Origin of the sequence: Acinetobacter pollinis (assembly GCF_015627175.1) — a bacterium.
Classification (GTDB): domain Bacteria; phylum Pseudomonadota; class Gammaproteobacteria; order Pseudomonadales; family Moraxellaceae; genus Acinetobacter; species Acinetobacter pollinis.
The window spans coordinates 1-18964 of the sequence record NZ_VTDQ01000013.1 but is presented as its reverse complement, the minus strand read 5'-3'; the positions used below and the strand labels follow the sequence as shown (position 1 = coordinate 18964).

General features: G+C 37.2%; 19 protein-coding genes. 14 read left to right on the top strand and 5 right to left on the bottom strand.

Annotated elements, in window-relative coordinates:
- Positions 1-120: 120 nt before the first annotated feature.
- From I2F23_RS06950 to I2F23_RS06900, 11 genes are all read left to right on the top strand, one after another.
- Complete coding sequence (locus I2F23_RS06950) at positions 121-960, top strand: metal ABC transporter solute-binding protein, Zn/Mn family (RefSeq protein WP_195771866.1); 840 nt, start codon at positions 121-123, stop codon at positions 958-960.
- A 172-nt stretch (positions 961-1132) separates the two neighbouring features.
- Positions 1133-1534, top strand: a complete 402-nt coding sequence (locus tag I2F23_RS06945) for an ATP synthase subunit I (RefSeq protein ID WP_195771836.1) — start codon at positions 1133-1135, stop codon at positions 1532-1534.
- Between the two features lie 100 nt (positions 1535-1634).
- Positions 1635-2510: a F0F1 ATP synthase subunit A gene (gene atpB, locus I2F23_RS06940; RefSeq protein ID WP_195771835.1), complete on the top strand. Its 876-nt coding sequence runs from the start codon at positions 1635-1637 to the stop codon at positions 2508-2510.
- Positions 2511-2591: 81 nt separating this feature from the next.
- Positions 2592-2846, top strand: coding sequence for a F0F1 ATP synthase subunit C (gene atpE / locus I2F23_RS06935; protein WP_023274009.1), 255 nt, complete (start codon positions 2592-2594; stop codon positions 2844-2846).
- Between the two features lie 38 nt (positions 2847-2884).
- A complete protein-coding gene (locus I2F23_RS06930) occupies positions 2885-3355 on the top strand; it encodes a F0F1 ATP synthase subunit B (protein WP_195771834.1) in 471 nt (156 codons plus the stop codon).
- Between the two features lie 12 nt (positions 3356-3367).
- The gene (locus I2F23_RS06925; RefSeq protein ID WP_195771833.1) at positions 3368-3904 is read left to right on the top strand and encodes a F0F1 ATP synthase subunit delta; all 537 of its coding nucleotides are present in this window, start codon (positions 3368-3370) and stop codon (positions 3902-3904) included.
- A gap of 42 nt (positions 3905-3946) precedes the next feature.
- Positions 3947-5491: a F0F1 ATP synthase subunit alpha gene (gene atpA, locus I2F23_RS06920; protein ID WP_195771832.1), complete on the top strand. Its 1545-nt coding sequence runs from the start codon at positions 3947-3949 to the stop codon at positions 5489-5491.
- Positions 5492-5578: 87 nt separating this feature from the next.
- The gene (gene atpG, locus I2F23_RS06915; RefSeq protein ID WP_195771831.1) at positions 5579-6448 is read left to right on the top strand and encodes a F0F1 ATP synthase subunit gamma; all 870 of its coding nucleotides are present in this window, start codon (positions 5579-5581) and stop codon (positions 6446-6448) included.
- 31 nt (positions 6449-6479) lie between these two features.
- Positions 6480-7874, top strand: coding sequence for a F0F1 ATP synthase subunit beta (gene atpD, locus I2F23_RS06910; RefSeq protein ID WP_195771830.1), 1395 nt, complete (start codon positions 6480-6482; stop codon positions 7872-7874).
- A 17-nt stretch (positions 7875-7891) separates the two neighbouring features.
- The gene (locus tag I2F23_RS06905; protein WP_195771829.1) at positions 7892-8311 is read left to right on the top strand and encodes a F0F1 ATP synthase subunit epsilon; all 420 of its coding nucleotides are present in this window, start codon (positions 7892-7894) and stop codon (positions 8309-8311) included.
- An 87-nt stretch (positions 8312-8398) separates the two neighbouring features.
- Positions 8399-9247 carry a D-hexose-6-phosphate mutarotase gene (locus tag I2F23_RS06900; protein WP_195771828.1) on the top strand — a complete coding sequence of 283 codons (849 nt, stop codon included), beginning with the start codon at positions 8399-8401 and terminating at the stop codon, positions 9245-9247.
- A 32-nt stretch (positions 9248-9279) separates the two neighbouring features.
- Here the strand turns inward: I2F23_RS06900 and I2F23_RS06895 are convergent, their stop codons facing one another.
- Positions 9280-9822, bottom strand: a complete 543-nt coding sequence (locus tag I2F23_RS06895; RefSeq protein ID WP_195771827.1) for a glutathione peroxidase — start codon at positions 9820-9822, stop codon at positions 9280-9282.
- A 44-nt stretch (positions 9823-9866) separates the two neighbouring features.
- Positions 9867-10613 carry an AraC family transcriptional regulator gene (locus I2F23_RS06890; protein ID WP_195771826.1) on the bottom strand — a complete coding sequence of 249 codons (747 nt, stop codon included), beginning with the start codon at positions 10611-10613 and terminating at the stop codon, positions 9867-9869.
- 129 nt (positions 10614-10742) lie between these two features.
- Between I2F23_RS06890 and I2F23_RS06885 the strand changes: the two genes are divergently transcribed.
- Positions 10743-11663, top strand: coding sequence for a DMT family transporter (locus tag I2F23_RS06885; RefSeq protein ID WP_195771825.1), 921 nt, complete (start codon positions 10743-10745; stop codon positions 11661-11663).
- Between the two features lie 287 nt (positions 11664-11950).
- Here the strand turns inward: I2F23_RS06885 and I2F23_RS06880 are convergent, their stop codons facing one another.
- Genes I2F23_RS06880 through I2F23_RS06870 form a run of 3 tightly spaced genes read right to left on the bottom strand, consistent with a single transcriptional unit; the run spans position 11951 to position 14834 of the window.
- Positions 11951-12520: an L-threonylcarbamoyladenylate synthase gene (locus I2F23_RS06880; protein ID WP_195771824.1), complete on the bottom strand. Its 570-nt coding sequence runs from the start codon at positions 12518-12520 to the stop codon at positions 11951-11953.
- A gap of 11 nt (positions 12521-12531) precedes the next feature.
- Positions 12532-13653 (bottom strand): DNA-processing protein DprA, encoded by a 1122-nt coding sequence (gene dprA, locus I2F23_RS06875; RefSeq protein WP_195771823.1) that lies wholly within the window; start codon positions 13651-13653, stop codon positions 12532-12534.
- Positions 13654-13667: 14 nt separating this feature from the next.
- On the bottom strand, positions 13668-14834 hold the full coding sequence (locus I2F23_RS06870) for a LysM peptidoglycan-binding domain-containing protein (protein ID WP_195771822.1): 1167 nt from the start codon (positions 14832-14834) through the stop codon (positions 13668-13670).
- A 113-nt stretch (positions 14835-14947) separates the two neighbouring features.
- Here I2F23_RS06870 and def point away from each other — a divergent pair, with 113 nt between their 5' ends.
- A complete protein-coding gene (gene def, locus I2F23_RS06865) occupies positions 14948-15472 on the top strand; it encodes a peptide deformylase (protein ID WP_195771821.1) in 525 nt (174 codons plus the stop codon).
- Positions 15473-15611: 139 nt separating this feature from the next.
- The gene (locus tag I2F23_RS06860) at positions 15612-18659 is read left to right on the top strand and encodes an autotransporter domain-containing protein (protein WP_195771820.1); all 3048 of its coding nucleotides are present in this window, start codon (positions 15612-15614) and stop codon (positions 18657-18659) included.
- The last annotated feature ends 305 nt before the right edge of the window (positions 18660-18964 follow it).

Genomic DNA, 18964 nt, shown 5'->3' with positions numbered 1-18964 from the left:
CCAAAATATAAATTTAGCTCCAAGAGCTGAACACAATAGCTTAGCATAGTTCTTTTTAATGTTATAGTATAACTAATCGTTATATTATAACATCTATAGGCTGTAGAGATTACTTCAATGATGACACGTTTTATCGCAACCATAATGCTTTGCTTGTGTAGCAATATACTATGGGCAAAAGGTTTTGTTGTTTCCATTCACCCATTGTATTTGATTGCACAAGAGGTTACAAAAGGTATTGAAAAACCTGAATTACTCTTAGGTAACCAATCTGGGCATGATATTCAGCTCACACCAGAGAACCGTAAGGCATTACAAGATGCGGAACTTGTGATTTGGGTAGGTAAAGCACATGAAGCTCCTTTAGATAAAATTCTCTCTAATAAAGCCAATGCAGTATCGTTACTAAGTTCAGGCGTACTGGCAACACTTCCTTTGCGTGACTTACAGGGACAAAACATTCCTAACTCTGTAGATACACATGTTTGGTTGGAACCGAATAACGCCGTACGTATAGCATTTTTTATGGCAGCATTAAGATCGAAACAACATCCTGAATCTAAAGATCAATATTGGGCAAATGCACGTGATTTTTCTCAGAAACTTCTTGCAGAGACACATAAGTTCGGTAGATATAAGGTGCCTGCACAATATTGGACATATCACGATGCCTATCAATATTTAGAGCGCTCTTTAAACTTACAGTTAGCAGGTGTTCTAACTTCCGATCCACATATTCCTCCTACGGTTTCACAGATCAAATATTTAAATGATCATCGACCTTATCCTCGTATGTGTTTGTTGGCTGAAGGTGAAACAAGTCGTAATCAATATGAAAAATTACAACCTATTCAATTTCAGTCTGTAGAAGAAAGTTTGGCAGGAGAAACCCAATTCATCTCTGCATGGAGTGACCTTGCTAAGAAGGTACATGATTGCGTACAAACTTCGCGCAACTAAAATGGAGCGGGTTTAGCTTAATGTCTAATTAAAAAAACTTGAGTTTTTACTAAAAAGGTGTATAGAAAGCTCGGAAACGATTGCATGTTTAGGGGGGGGACTCTATAATGCCTTCGATTAAAAATGATCGTGAGTTAAACGTGTCAAGCATTAATATGATGAATGAGTATTCATGGCTAACGTAAATCGTCTAATAGATCGTCGATTGGCAAAAGTTTTGATTATTCTACAGGCAATAATGGTGCCCCTTTTAGCTCTAGTTGCATGGATCGTTAAGGATATAACAGCAGCAAAAAGTATTGCACTTGGTGCATTTGTTTGTTTGCTGACAAGTTGTTATTTCTCTTGGCAGTCTTTTCGTGTCGCAGGTGCTCGTGCATCTCGACAGGTTCTATCTAACATGTATAAAGGCATGATGGGTAAATTTGCAATAATGATCGTTGGATTTTTTTTGATATTAAGCAATGTAAAACCGCTGTCACCGGTAGCATTGTTCTGTGGTTTTATACTTGTTCAGTCGATGTCATGGGTTGCGCCATTATTGGTTTCCAGACAACACAAAAAACGAGTGTAGAATAGATCAAAAATTGAATATTATTATAGAGACATGAGATGCCAAGCAGCACGCGGTATTCATTTCTCTTTTTATGATTGACATTGACCAGGTGTGATTTATGGCTGCTGAAGAACATGCCCTTACTTCGACAGAGTATATCAAGCATCACTTGACCAATTTAACCTACGGCAAAATGCCTGACGGTACATGGAAATTGGCTGAGAATGCAAATGAAGCTCAACAGATGGGGTTTTCTGCTATTCACTTGGACTCAATGGGTTGGTCAATTGGTCTTGGTATCATTTTTTGCTTAATTTTTTGGTCTGTCGCTAAAGTTGCTAACTCTGGCGTACCTACAAAATTTCAAGCGGCTATTGAAATGATTATTGAGTTCGTTGACTCAAGTGTTCGCGATACTTTTCATGGTAAATCTCGCTTAATTGCGCCTCTTGCACTAACAATTTTCGTGTGGATTTTCCTCATGAACTTAATGGATTTAATCCCTGTGGATTTCATCCCTTACTTAGCGCAAGTGATCGGTGCAAATGTATTTGGCATGGATCCACATCACGTTTACTTTAAGATTGTTCCATCAACAGACATTAACGTAACTTTAGGTATGTCATTGTCTGTATTCGGATTAATCTTATTCTATAGCATTCGTGAAAAAGGTGTGGGTGGTTTTGTTGGTGAGCTCGCACTTAACCCATTTAACCCAAGTAATCCGTTTTTTAAAGTTTTATTAATTCCAGTAAACTTAGTTTTAGAATTAGCAACTTTCCTAGCACGACCAGTTTCATTGGCTCTTCGACTATTTGGTAACATGTATGCAGGTGAGCTTATCTTCATCCTCATCGCATTGCTACCATTTTGGGCGCAATGGGCATTGTCTGTGCCTTGGGCAATCTTCCACATTCTCGTAATTACGCTGCAAGCTTTTGTATTTATGATGCTTACAATCGTTTACTTGAGTATGGCAAGCGAAAAACATTAATGGTATTGCCTAACTGTATTAATAGGGTTAGGCGTAATTTATATTTTAATTTGGTATAACCTAACCTCTGAGGATTTTTTCATGGATTTAGTAGTTGGATTATCTGCAATCGCAGTAGCTATTTTAATCGCATTTGCTGCACTAGGTACTGGTATTGGCTTTGCATTGTTAGGTGGTCGTTTCTTAGAAGCTGTAGCTCGTCAACCTGAATTAGCTCCACAACTTCAAACACGTATGTTCATTGTTGCGGGTCTTCTTGATGCGATTCCAATGATCAGCGTTGGTATTGGTCTATTCATTCTTTTTGCTAATCCATTTGTAGGTTTAGTAGGTTAATTCGCTATATTCCGAAATTATTTGTTTGAGGAATTGCAATGAATATCAACCTCACATTGATTGGTCAAGCGATTGCATTTGCGATGTTCGTCGCATTTTGTATGAAATTCGTTTGGCCACCACTAATCAATGCGATTAGTGAGCGTCAGCGTCGCATCGCTGATGGCTTAAATGCTGCTGAAAAAGCAAAAGCAGATCTTGCAGATGCTCAGACGCAAGTAAAAAATGAGTTAGATGCAGCAAAAGCACAAGCAGCTCAATTGATTGAACAGGCAAATCGTCGTTCAGCACAAATGATTGAAGAAGCTCGTGCGCAAGCAGCGGCAGAAGGTGAGCGCATTCGTCAACAAGCTCAAGAGTCTGTTGATCAAGAAATCAACTCTGCTCGTGAACAATTACGTCAACAAGTTGCTGCGTTAGCAGTAGATGGTGCAGAAAAAATTCTAAGCCAACAAGTTGATGCAGATGCCCACAATGCCATGCTGACTCAGCTGGCTGCGAAACTATAAGAGAGGCGAAATATGGCTGAACTCTTGACGTTGGCACGCCCGTACGCTAAAGCAGCATTTGCTTATGCTTCTGAGCAAAGTGCAACTGACAATTGGTCTAATGCACTTCAACTGCTCAGTGCTGCGGTGCAAGATGAAGCATTTTCCGCTTATTTAAATCGCCCTGAACTTTCTCCAAAAGAGAAGGTGAAGCTTTTTACGCAAGTATTAGGTGAGCAACAGTCAGAAGCACTATCGAACTTTATCGTACTTCTGGCTGAAAATGACCGTTTGTCATTATTGCCTGAAGTTGCGAATGAGTATGAAGCGCTAAAATCACAAAATAACAATGTAGTGGATGTTGTCATTGAATCGGCATTTCCATTAACAGCTGTACAAGAACAATTGCTTACAGATGCGCTCGTAAAGCGTTTCAATGCAAAAGTTCAAGTAACAGTTGAAGTTAATCCTGCATTAATTGCAGGGGTTGTGATTCATGCAGGCGATCAAGTGATAGATGATTCTGCGCTTAGCAAGCTTGAAAAAATGCGGACTCGTCTTCTTGCTTAACCGCAATAAGACTGAACTAATAAAAGATTGAGGAATAGCGCAATGCAACAACTGAATCCATCCGAGATCAGTGCGCTCATTAAACAGCGTATCAGCGATCTGGACACCAGCGCGACCGCTAAAAACGAAGGCACCATTGTTATGGTGTCCGACGGTATCGTGCGTATTCACGGTCTTGCTGATGCAATGTACGGTGAAATGATCGAATTTGACGGCGGCTTATTTGGTATGGCACTGAACCTAGAACAGGATTCAGTGGGTGCCGTTGTCTTAGGTAACTATTTAGGTCTTCAAGAAGGACAAAAAGCACGTTGCACAGGCCGTGTATTAGAAGTTCCGGTTGGTCCAGAACTTTTAGGTCGTGTAGTCGATGCTTTGGGTAACCCGATTGATGGTAAAGGCCCAATTGATGCAAAATTAACAGATGCTGTTGAAAAAGTAGCACCTGGTGTAATTTGGCGTCAAAGCGTAGATCAACCTGTTCAAACTGGTTATAAATCAGTAGATACCATGATCCCAATTGGTCGTGGTCAACGTGAGTTGATTATTGGTGACCGTCAAACTGGTAAAACAGCGATGGCGATCGATGCAATCATCGCTCAGAAGAACTCTGGTATTAAATGTATCTATGTTGCTGTTGGTCAAAAACAATCAACAATTGCAAACGTTGTACGTAAACTAGAAGAAACTGGTGCAATGGAATATACAACTGTTGTTGCAGCAGCAGCAGCAGACCCAGCAGCAATGCAGTACCTCGCGCCTTATGGTGGTTGTACAATGGGTGAATACTTCCGTGACCGCGGTGAAGATGCATTAATTATTTATGATGACTTGTCTAAGCAAGCTGTTGCTTACCGTCAGATCTCATTATTGCTTCGTCGTCCACCAGGTCGTGAAGCATACCCTGGTGATGTATTCTATCTTCACTCACGTCTTCTTGAGCGCGCTTCTCGCGTATCTGCAGACTATGTTGAGCAATTCACTAAAGGTGAAGTTAAAGGCCAAACTGGTTCATTAACTGCATTGCCAATTATTGAAACTCAAGCGGGTGACGTATCTGCATTCGTACCAACAAACGTAATTTCGATTACAGATGGTCAGATCTTCTTAGAAACATCATTGTTTAACTCAGGTATTCGTCCTGCTGTAAACGCTGGTATTTCAGTATCTCGTGTTGGTGGCTCTGCTCAAACGAAAATCATTAAGAAACTTTCTGGTGGTATTCGTACAGCATTGGCTCAATACCGTGAGCTTGCAGCATTTGCTCAGTTCGCTTCAGATCTTGACGAAGCAACGCGTAAGCAGCTTGAGCATGGTCAGCGTGTAACTGAATTAATGAAGCAAAAACAATATGCTCCATATTCTATCGCAGACCAAGCAATCTCTATCTATGCTTCAAACGAAGGTTATATGACTGACGTACAAGTAAGCAAGATTGTAGACTTTGATACCGCATTAATTGCATATTTCCGTTCAGAACATGCTGATTTAATGAAGCAAATTGATGAAACTGGTAAATATGACAAAGATATCGAAGCTGCAATTAAAGCAGGTGTAGAGAACTTCAAAGCGACTCAAACTTACTAATTTTTAGCATGAGCTTAAATTTAAGTTTGGTTCACGGATCACCCTTCGAAGGCTCTTCATGGAGCTTTCGACGACTAGGTTAAGCGTATGGCAAATTTAAAAGAAATTCGCGCCAAAGTAGCCAGCATTAAAAACACGCAAAAAATTACGCGTGCAATGCAAATGGTGGCTGCTTCTAAAATGCGTCGTGCGCAAGAGCGTATGGCTGTAGGCCGTCCGTATGCCGAAAATATGCACCGTGTTATTGCTCACTTGGTACAAGCGAATCCTGAATACAAACACCGTTATATGGTAGAACGTCCTGTAAAACGCGTTGGTTACATCGTAGTTTCTTCAGATCGTGGTCTAGCAGGTGGTTTGAACATTAACTTGTTCAAAAAAGTTGTTCAGCATGTTCAGCAACAACAAGAGCAATCAATTGAAGTTCAATTTGCTTTAATTGGTCAAAAAGCGGTTTCGTTTTTCAAAAACTACGGCGGTAAAGTGGTTGGGGCAACGACACAACTTGGCGATGCACCAGAACTTGAGCAACTTTCTGGCTCAGTACAAGTCATGCTAGATGCATTCGATAAAGGCGAATTAGATCGCGTTTATCTTGTATCTAACGGTTTTGTAAACGCAATGACACAGAAGCCAAAAGTTGAACAACTTGTTCCTTTGGCTCCGGCAGAAGAAGGTGAAGAGCTCAATCGTGAATATGGTTGGGATTACCTTTATGAACCAGATGCAGAAGTACTGTTAAATGGTTTATTGGTTCGCTATATCGAGTCAAAGGTTTATCAAGGCGTAATTGAAAACATTGCGTGTGAGCAGTCTGCGCGTATGGTTGCAATGAAAGCAGCAACAGACAATGCAGGTCAGCTAATCAAAGACCTACAACTCGTTTATAACAAGCTGCGTCAAGCCGCGATTACTCAGGAAATTTCTGAGATCGTTGGTGGTGCCGCTGCCGTTTAACAATATTGAAATTTGAATTGAGGAGACAGCAATGAGTAGCGGTCATATCATTCAGATCATCGGCGCGGTTATCGACGTCGAGTTTGAACGAAACAGTGTTCCTAAAATCTATGATGCGCTTCATGTTGATGGTACTGAAACTACTTTAGAAGTTCAGCAACAGCTTGGTGATGGCGTAGTTCGTACAATTGCAATGGGTTCTACTGAAGGCCTTAAACGTGGTCTTACTGTAACGAATACGAATGGCCCAATTTCTGTACCAGTAGGTGACGGAACTTTAGGCCGTATTATGGACGTTTTAGGCCGTCCTATCGATGAAGCAGGTCCAGTTGAGGCATCGTCTCACTTACCGATTCACCGTCAAGCACCATCATATGCAGAACAAGCTGCATCAACTGATTTACTAGAAACTGGTATTAAAATCATTGACTTACTTTGCCCATTTGCAAAAGGTGGTAAAGTTGGTTTATTTGGTGGTGCCGGCGTTGGTAAAACTGTAAACATGATGGAGTTAATCAACAACATCGCTAAAGCTCACAGTGGTTTATCTGTGTTTGCTGGTGTTGGTGAGCGTACTCGTGAAGGGAATGACTTCTATCACGAGATGAAAGACTCTAACGTTCTTGACAAAGTAGCGATGGTTTACGGTCAGATGAATGAGCCACCAGGTAACCGTTTACGTGTTGCTTTAACTGGCTTAACAATGGCTGAATACTTCCGTGACGAAAAAGACGAAAATGGTAAAGGCCGTGACGTTCTTTTATTCGTAGATAATATCTACCGTTACACACTAGCGGGAACTGAAGTATCTGCGTTACTTGGTCGTATGCCATCTGCTGTAGGTTATCAACCGACACTTGCAGAAGAAATGGGTGTATTACAAGAGCGTATTACATCGACTAAATCAGGTTCGATTACATCTATTCAAGCAGTATATGTTCCTGCCGATGACTTAACAGATCCATCGCCAGCAACAACATTTGCTCACTTAGATGCAACAGTTGTATTGAGCCGTGATATTGCATCACAAGGTATCTACCCAGCGATCGATCCACTTGACTCAACTTCGCGTCAATTAGACCCATTGGTTGTTGGTCAAGAGCACTATAGCATTGCACGTGAAGTACAAAACATCTTGCAACGTTATAAAGAGCTAAAAGACATTATCGCGATCTTGGGTATGGATGAATTGGCTGAAGAAGATAAATTGGTTGTTTACCGTGCGCGTAAAATCCAACGTTTCTTCTCTCAACCATTCCACGTTGCAGAAGTGTTTACTGGTGCTCCTGGTAAGTTGGTATCGCTTAAAGAAACGATTCGTGGCTTTAAAGGTCTTCTCGCTGGTGAATACGATCATATTCCAGAACAAGCGTTCTATATGGTTGGTGGCATTGACGAAGTGATTGCTAAAGCCGAGAAACTCTAATTTAAGGAGATGATCTCATGGCGACTATGCAATGTGATATTGTAAGTGTAAAAGAGTCAATTTACTCTGGCGCAGTAACAATGCTGATTGCTAAAGGTGCAGGTGGTGAGTTAGGTATTATGCCAAACCATATGCCACTTGTTACTTTACTTCAACCTGGTCCAATCCGAGTAATTTTGGACAATGGTCAAGAAGAAATCGTCTATGTATCTGGCGGTGTTCTAGAAGTACAACCACATGTTGTTACTGTACTTGCAGATACTGCGACACGCGCAGAAAACTTAGATGAAGCGGCAATTTTAGAAGCACGTAAAAATGCAGAACAATTGCTTGCAAATCAAAAGAGTGATCTAGACGCGGCAGCAGCATTAGCATCTCTTTCAGAGATTGCAGGACAGCTTGAAACGATTCGTAAAATTAAGAATCGTGCAATGTAATTGATGATTGATAAGAAGCCACTCACTTGAGTGGCTTTTTTTATTTGGCATATAATGAATAAATACTTAACTTATAACTGAAATCAAATGAACATAAAGACTCAAAAATTTGGTGAGCTAGATATTTTAAAAATAGATAATCATTTTTGTGAAGCGGCTATTTCTTTTCAAGGTGCACAAGTACTTTCTTATCAATTAAAAACACAGAAAGGTATATCTGAAAAATTATGGTTATCTGACTTAAATAAGTATGAGTCTAAGAAAGCAATCCGTGGAGGTATACCTTTATGTTTCCCATGGTTTGGCTCAAGTCCAATAAATAAAAATTATCCATCGCATGGCTTTGCTAGAAATATTTTATGGGAACTAAAAGAAGTTATTCATAATGAAGACGGGCATCACCTTCGTTTTGAGCTTGTAGACAATGTACAAACAAGAGAAATTTGGCCATTTAAATTTTGTTTAGTTCAAACTATTCATCTTGGACAAAAATTAACGATTGATTTCGAATTAGAAAATAAAGACGAAGGACAATTTGAGTACTCATTTGCATGGCACAGTTATTTTGCAACTGATATCTTTTCAACGAAAATAGAAGGATTAAAAAATGTAGAATATATTGATCAGTTAAGAAATAACGAATACTACAAACAAGAAGTGACGGATATTTTTGTACAAGAAGAAGTAGATCGTATTTACCCAAAAACCTCAGGAAACTTTAAAATTACATCTACAGCAAATTCTCCAATCTTTATAAAAACGAATGCAGAAAGTGCAGTGGTATGGAATCCATGGATTGAAAAATCGAAACGCCTAAATGATATGCGTGATGATGGATGGAAAGAGTTTATATGCCTAGAGTGTGGTCAAATTGCGCAACCAATTTCCTTGGCACCTAAGGAAAAAAATACATTCACTTTAGAAGTAAATGTATAGTGAATTTATCCACTATACATTTTTGAAATGAGTTATGCGATTGCTTTTTTTATGACGTCAAGTAGTTCTGGATTATCAACAGTCGTATCTGGTGAGAATCGAGCAATCACATCGCCTTCTTTATTAATAATAAATTTTTCGAAGTTCCATAGGACTTCTGGCTCATGGTAGATTGAAATATTTGCCTTCTTCAGTTTCTCAGCAAATGCTTCACCACCATGGCGATGAGGTTGGGCATCTGTCAAATAAGTATATAAGGGGTGTTTATCTTCACCTGCAACAGAAATTTTTGAGAAAAGAGGAAAACTAACCTGATAGTTAAGAGAACAAAATTGTTCAATTTCTTCGTCTGAAGCAGGCTCTTGCTCCATAAAGTTATTTGCAGGAAAGCCTAAAATTTCAAATTGATCTGTTTTGTATTGGCTATAAAGTTTTTCTAAGCCTTCGTATTGTGGAGTAAGTCCACATTTAGAGGCAGTATTTACAATGAGTAAAACTTTGCCTTTGTACTCTTCTAAGGTGCTTTTTGTTCCTTTAATTGTTTTAACTGGAATATCGTAAATTGAAGTTGTCATGTTTTATCCTATGAATTTATATCTAACATAGATGTTATAGCATTTTATATGCGAGAAATGTGGGTTGGCGTTTTCCCTGTATGACGCTTAAAAAACTCAATAAAGCTTGAACAGTGTCTATAACCAAGTTTATAGCTAATTTCCTTAATAGAAGTATTTTGTTTAAGTTGTGAAATTGCGTATAGAATTTTCGCACGATCGCGCCATTCACGAATTGAAATATTCATTTCTTGATGGGTTAGACGAAGTATATGTCTTTCACTTATAGTAAATTCAGATAAAATTTTAGAAGTTGGTTCATGTAACCGATTTACTGAAGAAAGCTCAGAGAAAATAGGTGCTAAAATTGAGTGATTTGTTTGAGGTAGGTAGTCATTATAAGTATCTGCAAGAGAAATCTGATCTAAGATAACTTGGAGTAGGTGATGATAATATGAATGTTGTCCTATCTTTTTTAAGCGAATTGCCTCTTTGACTAAAGCATAAAAGAATGGTTGAAGGCTTAATGTCTTAATAGACGGAGCAATTTTATGGCTGATAGATGGGTGAATACGGATACAGACGAAGTGTGTAACTTGATCATCTATAGAGATACAGCAATGCTCAATTTTTGGAGGAATCCATAATCCAAAATACGGGGGAGTTATAAATTTCTGTTCGCCTACCTGTATTTGTAGAATCCCATCAAAACTAAAATTAAAGTCACCCCACAAACAAGCGTGCCAAGATACATGATCTTTTGGAAAAAATACGAATTCTTGTATTTCTATAAGTTCATTTAGTTTCTGCATATCACCTTTAAAGTAAAGAAATTGATAATATTGGCTAAATTGCCATATAAATGTCTTATATTCAATATTTAAACTATTTCAGACATTCTGCAAAATATCTCCATCTTGTATAGTTGGTAGTTTGTATTCATGGAAAAAGAAAAAATATTGCCTTTATGGGCATTTATACTTCCACTGGTTGCTATTATTATTTGGTCATTCAATATCGTTGTTACACGTTATGTGTCTGGTTATATCTCTCCTGTAAGTATAAGTTTTTATCGGTGGTTTATTGCTTTTATTGTATTAACTCCCTTTGTGTTACCGAACTTATGGATAAATAGAAAATCTATTTTTAAAAATTTACCAAAATTAGCCATATTAAGTGCATTTGGTATGGTGATGTATCAGGGAGTCGCATATACAGCGGCACATTATACAACAGCAACAAATATGGGAATAATTAATGCTTTTATTCCAATTTTTACAATTGTTGTTTCTTTCATAATTTTAAAAGAAAGACCAAGTATATATGCGATTGTAGGTAGTATTATTTCTTTGATTGGACTGGTTTACGTAGTATCACAAGGTAATCTAAAAGATTTATTGAGTGCTGGAGCCCATCTAGGCGATATTTTAATATTATTTGCTGTTTTCTTTTACGCCTTCTATGGTGTTTTTTTAAAAAAGTGGCAAATTAAATTACCGATACTGATCAGTTTATATGTCCAAATCTTTCTTGCATTAATTTATCATCTGCCTTTTATTTTTTATTTCGGTCTTGATGAATTAAATCAGCAAAATATATGGAGTATTGTATATGCAGGATTATTTCCTTCTATATTTGCACCTTTATTATGGATGTTAGCTGTGCAATATATTGGTCCGAGTCGATCTAGTATATTTATGAATTTTATTCCAATATTTACAGCTATCATTGCATGGGTTTGGTTGTCGGAAAAATGGACGGCATATCATACAATCGGTGGTGTGATTATTTTATTGGGCGTTGCACTTGCACAACGACAAAAAATAAGACGTTCTATCAATGAAAGGACCGTTAAAAAATAGAAAATAAGTATAAAATTTAGCAATTGATATATTTTTTATTTAACTGTTTTTTTAGATTTATTATCTTGTTATGAGATTAATTCTTTGTTTATTTTCGATATATTTGTAAAATAATTCACAAATTATCTATGTAATGATACTTTAGTTTTATATTGAATAGATGTTTAAAGTATTTCTAATAATATTTTTTTTTAGACATAATTCAAATCAATCAAGATTTAACCCTCGGATGTGTATTTCACATCGTTTTCAATGCTCAGTCACCTCTTTTTCGACTGAGCTTTTTTTTAATTTCGAATAAATTTTCCTGTCACTGCATCAATAATTTGACTTGGCTCTGTGCATTTTCCTATCTCACCATTTAAATAATGTACGTTATTAGCAAAGTAGGCTTGTGCTTCTTGCCAATTTTTTGCTGGAGTTTCTCCTGCAGGATTGGCACTGGTTGAAACAATAAAATTATTAAATTGGTTGCAGATCTCACGACATAAGGGGTGTTGAGTGACTCGAACTGCAACAGATAAATGATTGCCTTTAATCCACTCAGGAATAAAATTGTTGGCGGGAAGAAGCCATGTTGTTGCTCGTTCAGATGAACTTTTTGCGGCCCAACTTTCAATAATACGTTGCTGAATTTCTTGTGAAATATTTTCAAATAAAGGTTCAACTTGTGAAATATGACTGGCGAGTAAAATAACCCCTTTTTCAATTGGTCTTTGCTTTAGTTTTAAGATTTTATAAAAGGCATCTTTATTCATAGGGTCGCATCCTAATCCCCAAACTGCTTCTGTAGGATAAGCAAGAACTTCTCCCATATTTAAAATTTCAGAGGCTTCTAAAGGGGTATTGACGAACATATTTATTTCACTCATTTTAAACGAGAATATTGTCCCGCATGCTGTATACATAATTCTAACAGCTCAAGCTCCATAAGCTGAGCTGTAATTTCTGCAGTAGATAAAGAAAGGGATGAAGCGATTTGGTCTAAATCCTGTCCTTGCCAAGACAGTTGCTCATATAAATTTTTTAAGTGTACTGGAATAAAGATATCTTCATGAGATGAATGTATTTCTGAAGTTTGAGAGATAGTTCCAAATGAAAAAGAAAGATCTTCAATAATTTGTTGTGGATGAAAAACCAGTGTGGCGCCTTCTCGAATCAGCTCATGACAGCCTTCATATACTTTATCATGAATATTTCCTGGTATGGCAAATACGGTCTTTCCTTGGTTCGCTGCACATTTGGCGGTACCTAAAGAGCCGCTAGGTAAATGTGCTTCAACCACAACAACCCCCAAACTCATTCCACTAACAAGTCTATTTCTTCTTGGAAAATGATGTTGTAGTGGCTTTGTTCCAGGTAGAAACTCGGTAATAATAGTATTTCCCGTTTCTAAAATTTTTTGTCTAAGTTTTTGATGATGTTTGGGATAAGTTTGATCTATACCTGTTGCCATAATAGCAACTGTATTATGGTGACTTATGGCACCTAAGTGTGCTGCTTGGTCAATCCCTTCCGCGAGTCCACTAATGACTGTATACCCTTTTTCTGAAAGATAATAAGCAAAATCATAGCCATTTTTTTCACCATATTTCGTTGCCTTTCTACTTCCAATGATAGCGATTGATGGTGTATTTAAAAGTTGACTATTTCCTTGACCAAAGAGAATGGGAGGCTTATCAGCATAGTTTTGTAATTGATGAGGATAGGTTGAGTCTGCTGGAGTACAAACAAAATCACAGTACTGAATTGTCTTTTCAATAATTGAATCTAAGTGATGTTGTACTTCTAAATCTGAAAATTGACTTGCTCTTTTAATATGACTTGCATGTATACCAAGCATAGACCATTTGACAATATTTGATGGTAAAAGGGCATAATTTGCACTACCAAAATGTTCTATCAGTTTATAGTAGGTAGTTAAGGAGTGATTTACCAAGTGCCATAACTTAATTATGGCGACTTGATGTGATGTAATAGGATTAAGCATATAAAACGAAATTATTAATTTTCCACATCGTTTGGTGTAGTAATATTAGAACCAACTTTAACTGGAATAAAGCTTTCTAATACATAAGCATAGCTCAAATGATCAAAAGTTCTAAAAACAATTAATGAACCTGCTTTTTCAGAAGGCAAATTAATGAGCTCATTCGATTTAGGGTCTTTAATCTGATGACCTGGTTGCGAGATATTAAATACTTGACCTGCTTTTAAACCATCAAGTTCACCACGATCTAAAGTAACTACACTATTTTTTGTTGCAGCACCAATAGAACCTAGAACACGAATAATTGAACCACCATTAATTTTTTGTGTGCTTGGATAGAATGTTGATGGCAATCGGATATCTTTCTCTGGAAGTACAACATTGTTTGCACGGACTTCTTGATTGTAGCTTTCTACAATTTCTAAAGTTGCAATATTATTATTAACGTTAGTTGCGAGCGCTCTGGCATTTTGAGTTAACTCATTACCTGCATTGTAGTCATGCCCAGTACTATCTTTAAGGATATATGGCGAAGTCGGTTGGTAAATACCATAGTATTGCCCAGTTTGAATACCATTGCCTTTAACATATACTTTTTGTCCTACCCCTGCCATTAAATGGCTTTCTTCTGCCCCAACTACATATGGAATATCTTTTAGAGTTTCTTGAGGTAAAATGATAGCTCTTTCTAGCCAAACCTGAATGTTTTTAAGTGGAATTACAGGAATAGCTCCATCTAATGGTTGGACGCGAACTTGGGGTTGCAATCGAATTTCACCACGACTTGCTTTACCAGTATGCCTAGAGATAATACCTCTACAACCATCGCCTAAATCTTTGCCTACAAGTGGTGAGTTATTATTATATTTACATAATAGTAAACGATCACCTGGGTAAATTAAATTAGGGTTTTTAATATCACGGTTGTTTGCCCAAATTTTTGGCCAAGCTAATGGTGACTTTAAAAAGACACCTGCAATTCCCCAAAGTGTATCGCCTGATTTAACAATGTAAGTGCTTGGTGCATTATTGTTCAGTTGAAGTGTACTTTTTGCAGTAGCCATTTCTACTGCTCCCATAGAGATACCAATCGTAATTAATGTCTTCAGAGATAAAGACAAAAGTTTTTTTTGTAGCCCCATTGCACTAGAAGTGCGAGTGTAATTTAAATCATCTTTCATTATGTAATGCCTAAAACAGTATGAGTTAGTTACGCTATAATAGCTAAAATATACACTAGTTTGCTATGAAGAAGTGTCTTCATTGTGACGCAATAGAATTTTTAGGAGGGCATATGGCCTTATTACCAATTTTAAGCTTTCCAGATCCACGGTTGCGTACCATTGCAAAACCAGTTGAAAAAGTAACAGACGAAATTCGTCAACTGACGCAAGATATGTTCGAAACGATGTATGATGCGCCAGGTATTGGGTTGGCTGCAACACAAATTGATCAGCATATTCAACTTATTGTAATGGATTTGTCAGAAGACAAAAATCAACCGATGGTATTTATTAACCCAAAAATTACACCACTGACAGAAGAAACACAGCAATATGAGGAAGGCTGTCTTTCTGTACCTCAGGTGTACGATAAAGTTGAAAGACCATCGCGCGTCAAAATTGAATATTTAAATCTCGAGGGTGAAACTATTGAAGTTGAGGCAGAGGGGCTTTTAGCTGTTTGTATTCAACATGAAATGGACCATCTCAATGGAAAACTTTTTGTAGATTATCTTTCTCCTCTTAAGCGTAAACGTGCAAGAGACAAAGTTGAAAAAGTGGTTCGTCAACGTGAGAAAGTTGCAGTAAAGCGATAAATGATTATTCATTTTCCAACACTAGAAAGATCTAGTGTTGGAGACAATAAATAAAAAAATAAAGTATTTGTTTAGTAAATATACGGTAATAAATTGTAATTATATTAAGTAATATAACTTTACTATATTGCTGAATCTTATGAAATATCCTTTGCATAAACTCACCCTTGCAATGAGCTGTATTATTTCTTCTATGAGCTTTGCTGATACACCTCAGCCTCAATCAGGTACTGATGTCTTATCAGGATTTAATAAGTTATGGATTTCGGGCGATAGCTTGGCGACAGGAAAAGCAACTGCTGAAGGACAAACAATACTTGATAAAAATTTGAGTATTGTGAGAGATATTGCAAACAATAGAACAAAGCAACAAGAGTTTCAGGCATTTGCTGTAGATTTTCAAAAAGCAGGTTATATGTTAACTGGCGCCTTAGGCCCATTAAAAACAATTGTTCGTGCTGAAGCAAACAGTCAAGCAACCATAGATTATGAAAAAATAATAAGCTTAGATGGTCTAACTGCAACAACGGCAAAAGATAATGGCAACGGCATTGGAGATAATACCTCTGGACACCTAGGTAAATTATTAGACTTAAGAAATGCAATTGCTAAAAATGCATCATCTAACCCCCCAAAAAATAAATATAAATATCCGCGCCCATTTATACAAAAATTAAATGGAGAAGATTTAAGTTGGGTTTTGGAAAAACCTTTAGTTGATGTTGGCCGCGCTTCAGCAGGTAGTGAAGGTGGATTTCCAAGTGGACATACCAATGAATCTTATTGGACAGGTTTAACACTTGCATATGTTATCCCGCAACAATATAGCGATTTAGTACTTAAAGCAGGGGAAATGGGCTATAACCGTGTCGTTGCAGGTATTCACTCCCCATTGGATGTGATTGGTGGGCGAATGCATGCGACTTATATTGCTATTAATGGACTTGCGAATAACTCCGACTTAAGAAAAGCAGCCTATACACAAGCACAGGCTTTTTTAAGTAGTCAATGTGGTGGCTCAGTAGATGGGTGCTATCAAAATGTCGATTTGAATCAACTTTACAATCGATACCAAGTCAATAAAGCACTTTATGATAAATATACTTTTGTAAATGATTTCCCATCACTTGGTAATACGACAGCAACACCTGTTGTACCTAAAAATGCGGAACTACTTATAGAAACACGTTATCCTTACCTAAATGCAGATCAACAAAGAGAAATTTTACTCACAACCTCAAATAAAACAAGTGGTGTGCTCGACAATGGTATGGGCTATGACACACTTAATTTATATAAAGCAGGCAATGGTTATGGTGCATTTAATCAAAAAACAACAATTAATATGGATGCACAACAAGGTGGTTATTCGGCTTCAGATATTTGGCTAAATGATATTAATGGTACAGGCTCTTTAGAAAAATCAGGTACAGGTACGCTTACACTTGCAGGTCATAATAGCTGGACAGGTGGTACAAGTGTAATTGCAGGTAAGTTGGTAGGTAGTAACGGACAGTCATTTGGTCAGGGTGGTGTTACACTAACAAATGCAAGTCTTGAAATGAATACAGCAAATAATGACACGTTAATGAATACGCTCATTTCAGATACGAATAGTCATTTTTATAAAAAGGGTAGTGGAAACCTCACCTATAATGGTGATGGTTCTAACTATAAAGGAACAACACATATTCAAAATGGTGTGCTGAATGTACAAAGTCACTTAAATGGCACAACAGTTGTTGAAAATAACGGTACATTATCAGGTAATGGTCAGCTTCAGAGTCTACAAGTATTACAAGGTGGTACTGTAGATTTAAGCCAAAATACAAATCGTTTAAATGTCATGAACGATCTTGTCATGAATCAAGGCTCAACCTTTAAAGTTATGGCAAACTCAAGTAGTAGCAATGCGAGTGGTATTGATGTTAAGGGAGCAACAAAACTAAACGGTGGAAATGTTTTACAAGTTGGTATAAATAGTAATTACAACCTACTATCTGAATATACAATCCTTACAGCACAGCAAGGCATAACGGGGAAATTTGATAAAGTATCGAGTGCTTATGCTTTTCTTACACCAAAAATTAATTACAATAACAATGCTGTAACATTGCAGCTTTTAAGAAACGATCAAAGTTTTAATAGCGTTGCAGAAAATAATAACCAATACCAAGTTGCAAGCAGCTTAGATCGTTTAGGTTTGGGTAATGCACTTTACAACCTTGTTGCTAAGCAAACAACAGACGAAGCACGTCAGTCGTTTCAAGCACTTTCTGGTGAGGGTTATGCTTCACTTGGTATTAATGCAACACAAGACTTACTTACAAGTGGCGAATCACTTATTTCTCATGAGTACCAAAAGCAGCCATTGGTATGGATGAAGAGCTATGCGAAGAGTATACAAAATAGTGGTAAAGCTGTTGCTGACTCTAAATACAGTAACTATGGTGCCTTGGCTGGTGTGGAAATTCCATTAAGCGATAAAGCTAACCTTGGAGCAACCTTAGGACAAGGTCGTGGTACAAGCAAAGTAGCTGCACGAGATTTCACTGCAAAAGATAATAATACTGAAATTGGTTTTTACGGGCGTTATGTTGGAGATTACTCAGGTTCAACAGTTGGCTTAGTGGGTCGTTGGGGAGACGTTTCTGTAAATCGTAATATTAACTTTACCAATATAACAAAACATGCAACGGCAGACTTAGATACTCAAAGTGTTCAAGTCTTTGGAGAGTATTGGAAAAACTTAAATATCCAAGTTCCTTTAACACCTTACATTCGTTTATCGCATGTAATGACACAGATAAATTCTTTTAAAGAGCAGAATACAGGCATAGCAGGCCTAAGTGGTAATAAGTCTACAATCAATACGACATTTTCTACATTAGGGATGCGTTCAGAATATAAATTACCATTAGAGTCACAAAATTTAGCGGTTCAAGCAGGTTTAGGATGGAGACATGCATTTGGTGATTTAAACTCTAAAGCAAACCTGAGCTTAAATGGATCTCAAAGTTCATATAACGTTGTAGGAACTTCTTTAGCTGAAAATACAGGACTTATTGATTTAGGTATTAAAGCCGATTTAACTCAAAGTCTTGAAATGGGAGTGAACTATAATGGCCAATTCTCAAAAGATATGAATGATAATTCTGGTACATTGAGTTTAAAATATAAGTTTTAATTCAAATTCCAAATAAAAAACCACCAAATTTGGTGGTTTTTTTATTTTTTAAGCATATTTCGTCTACAATTTGTTCTATTGATAAATAAAATAGAAATAAAATGGTTTAGGGGGTTGTGTTTAGAATTGATTGGTCTATAATGCGTATCCATCGGCGGTGATGTTGAAAGAAACTTCTTGATAAACAATAACTTAGTTGATTGGTTTAGGATTTAGTTCTTAGATTGATTGAGGTTGGGGTTTGATGAAGAAGATAAAAAACTTTCAGATTACAGTTGACTTTCTTTAAGAAGAGAGTAATATAG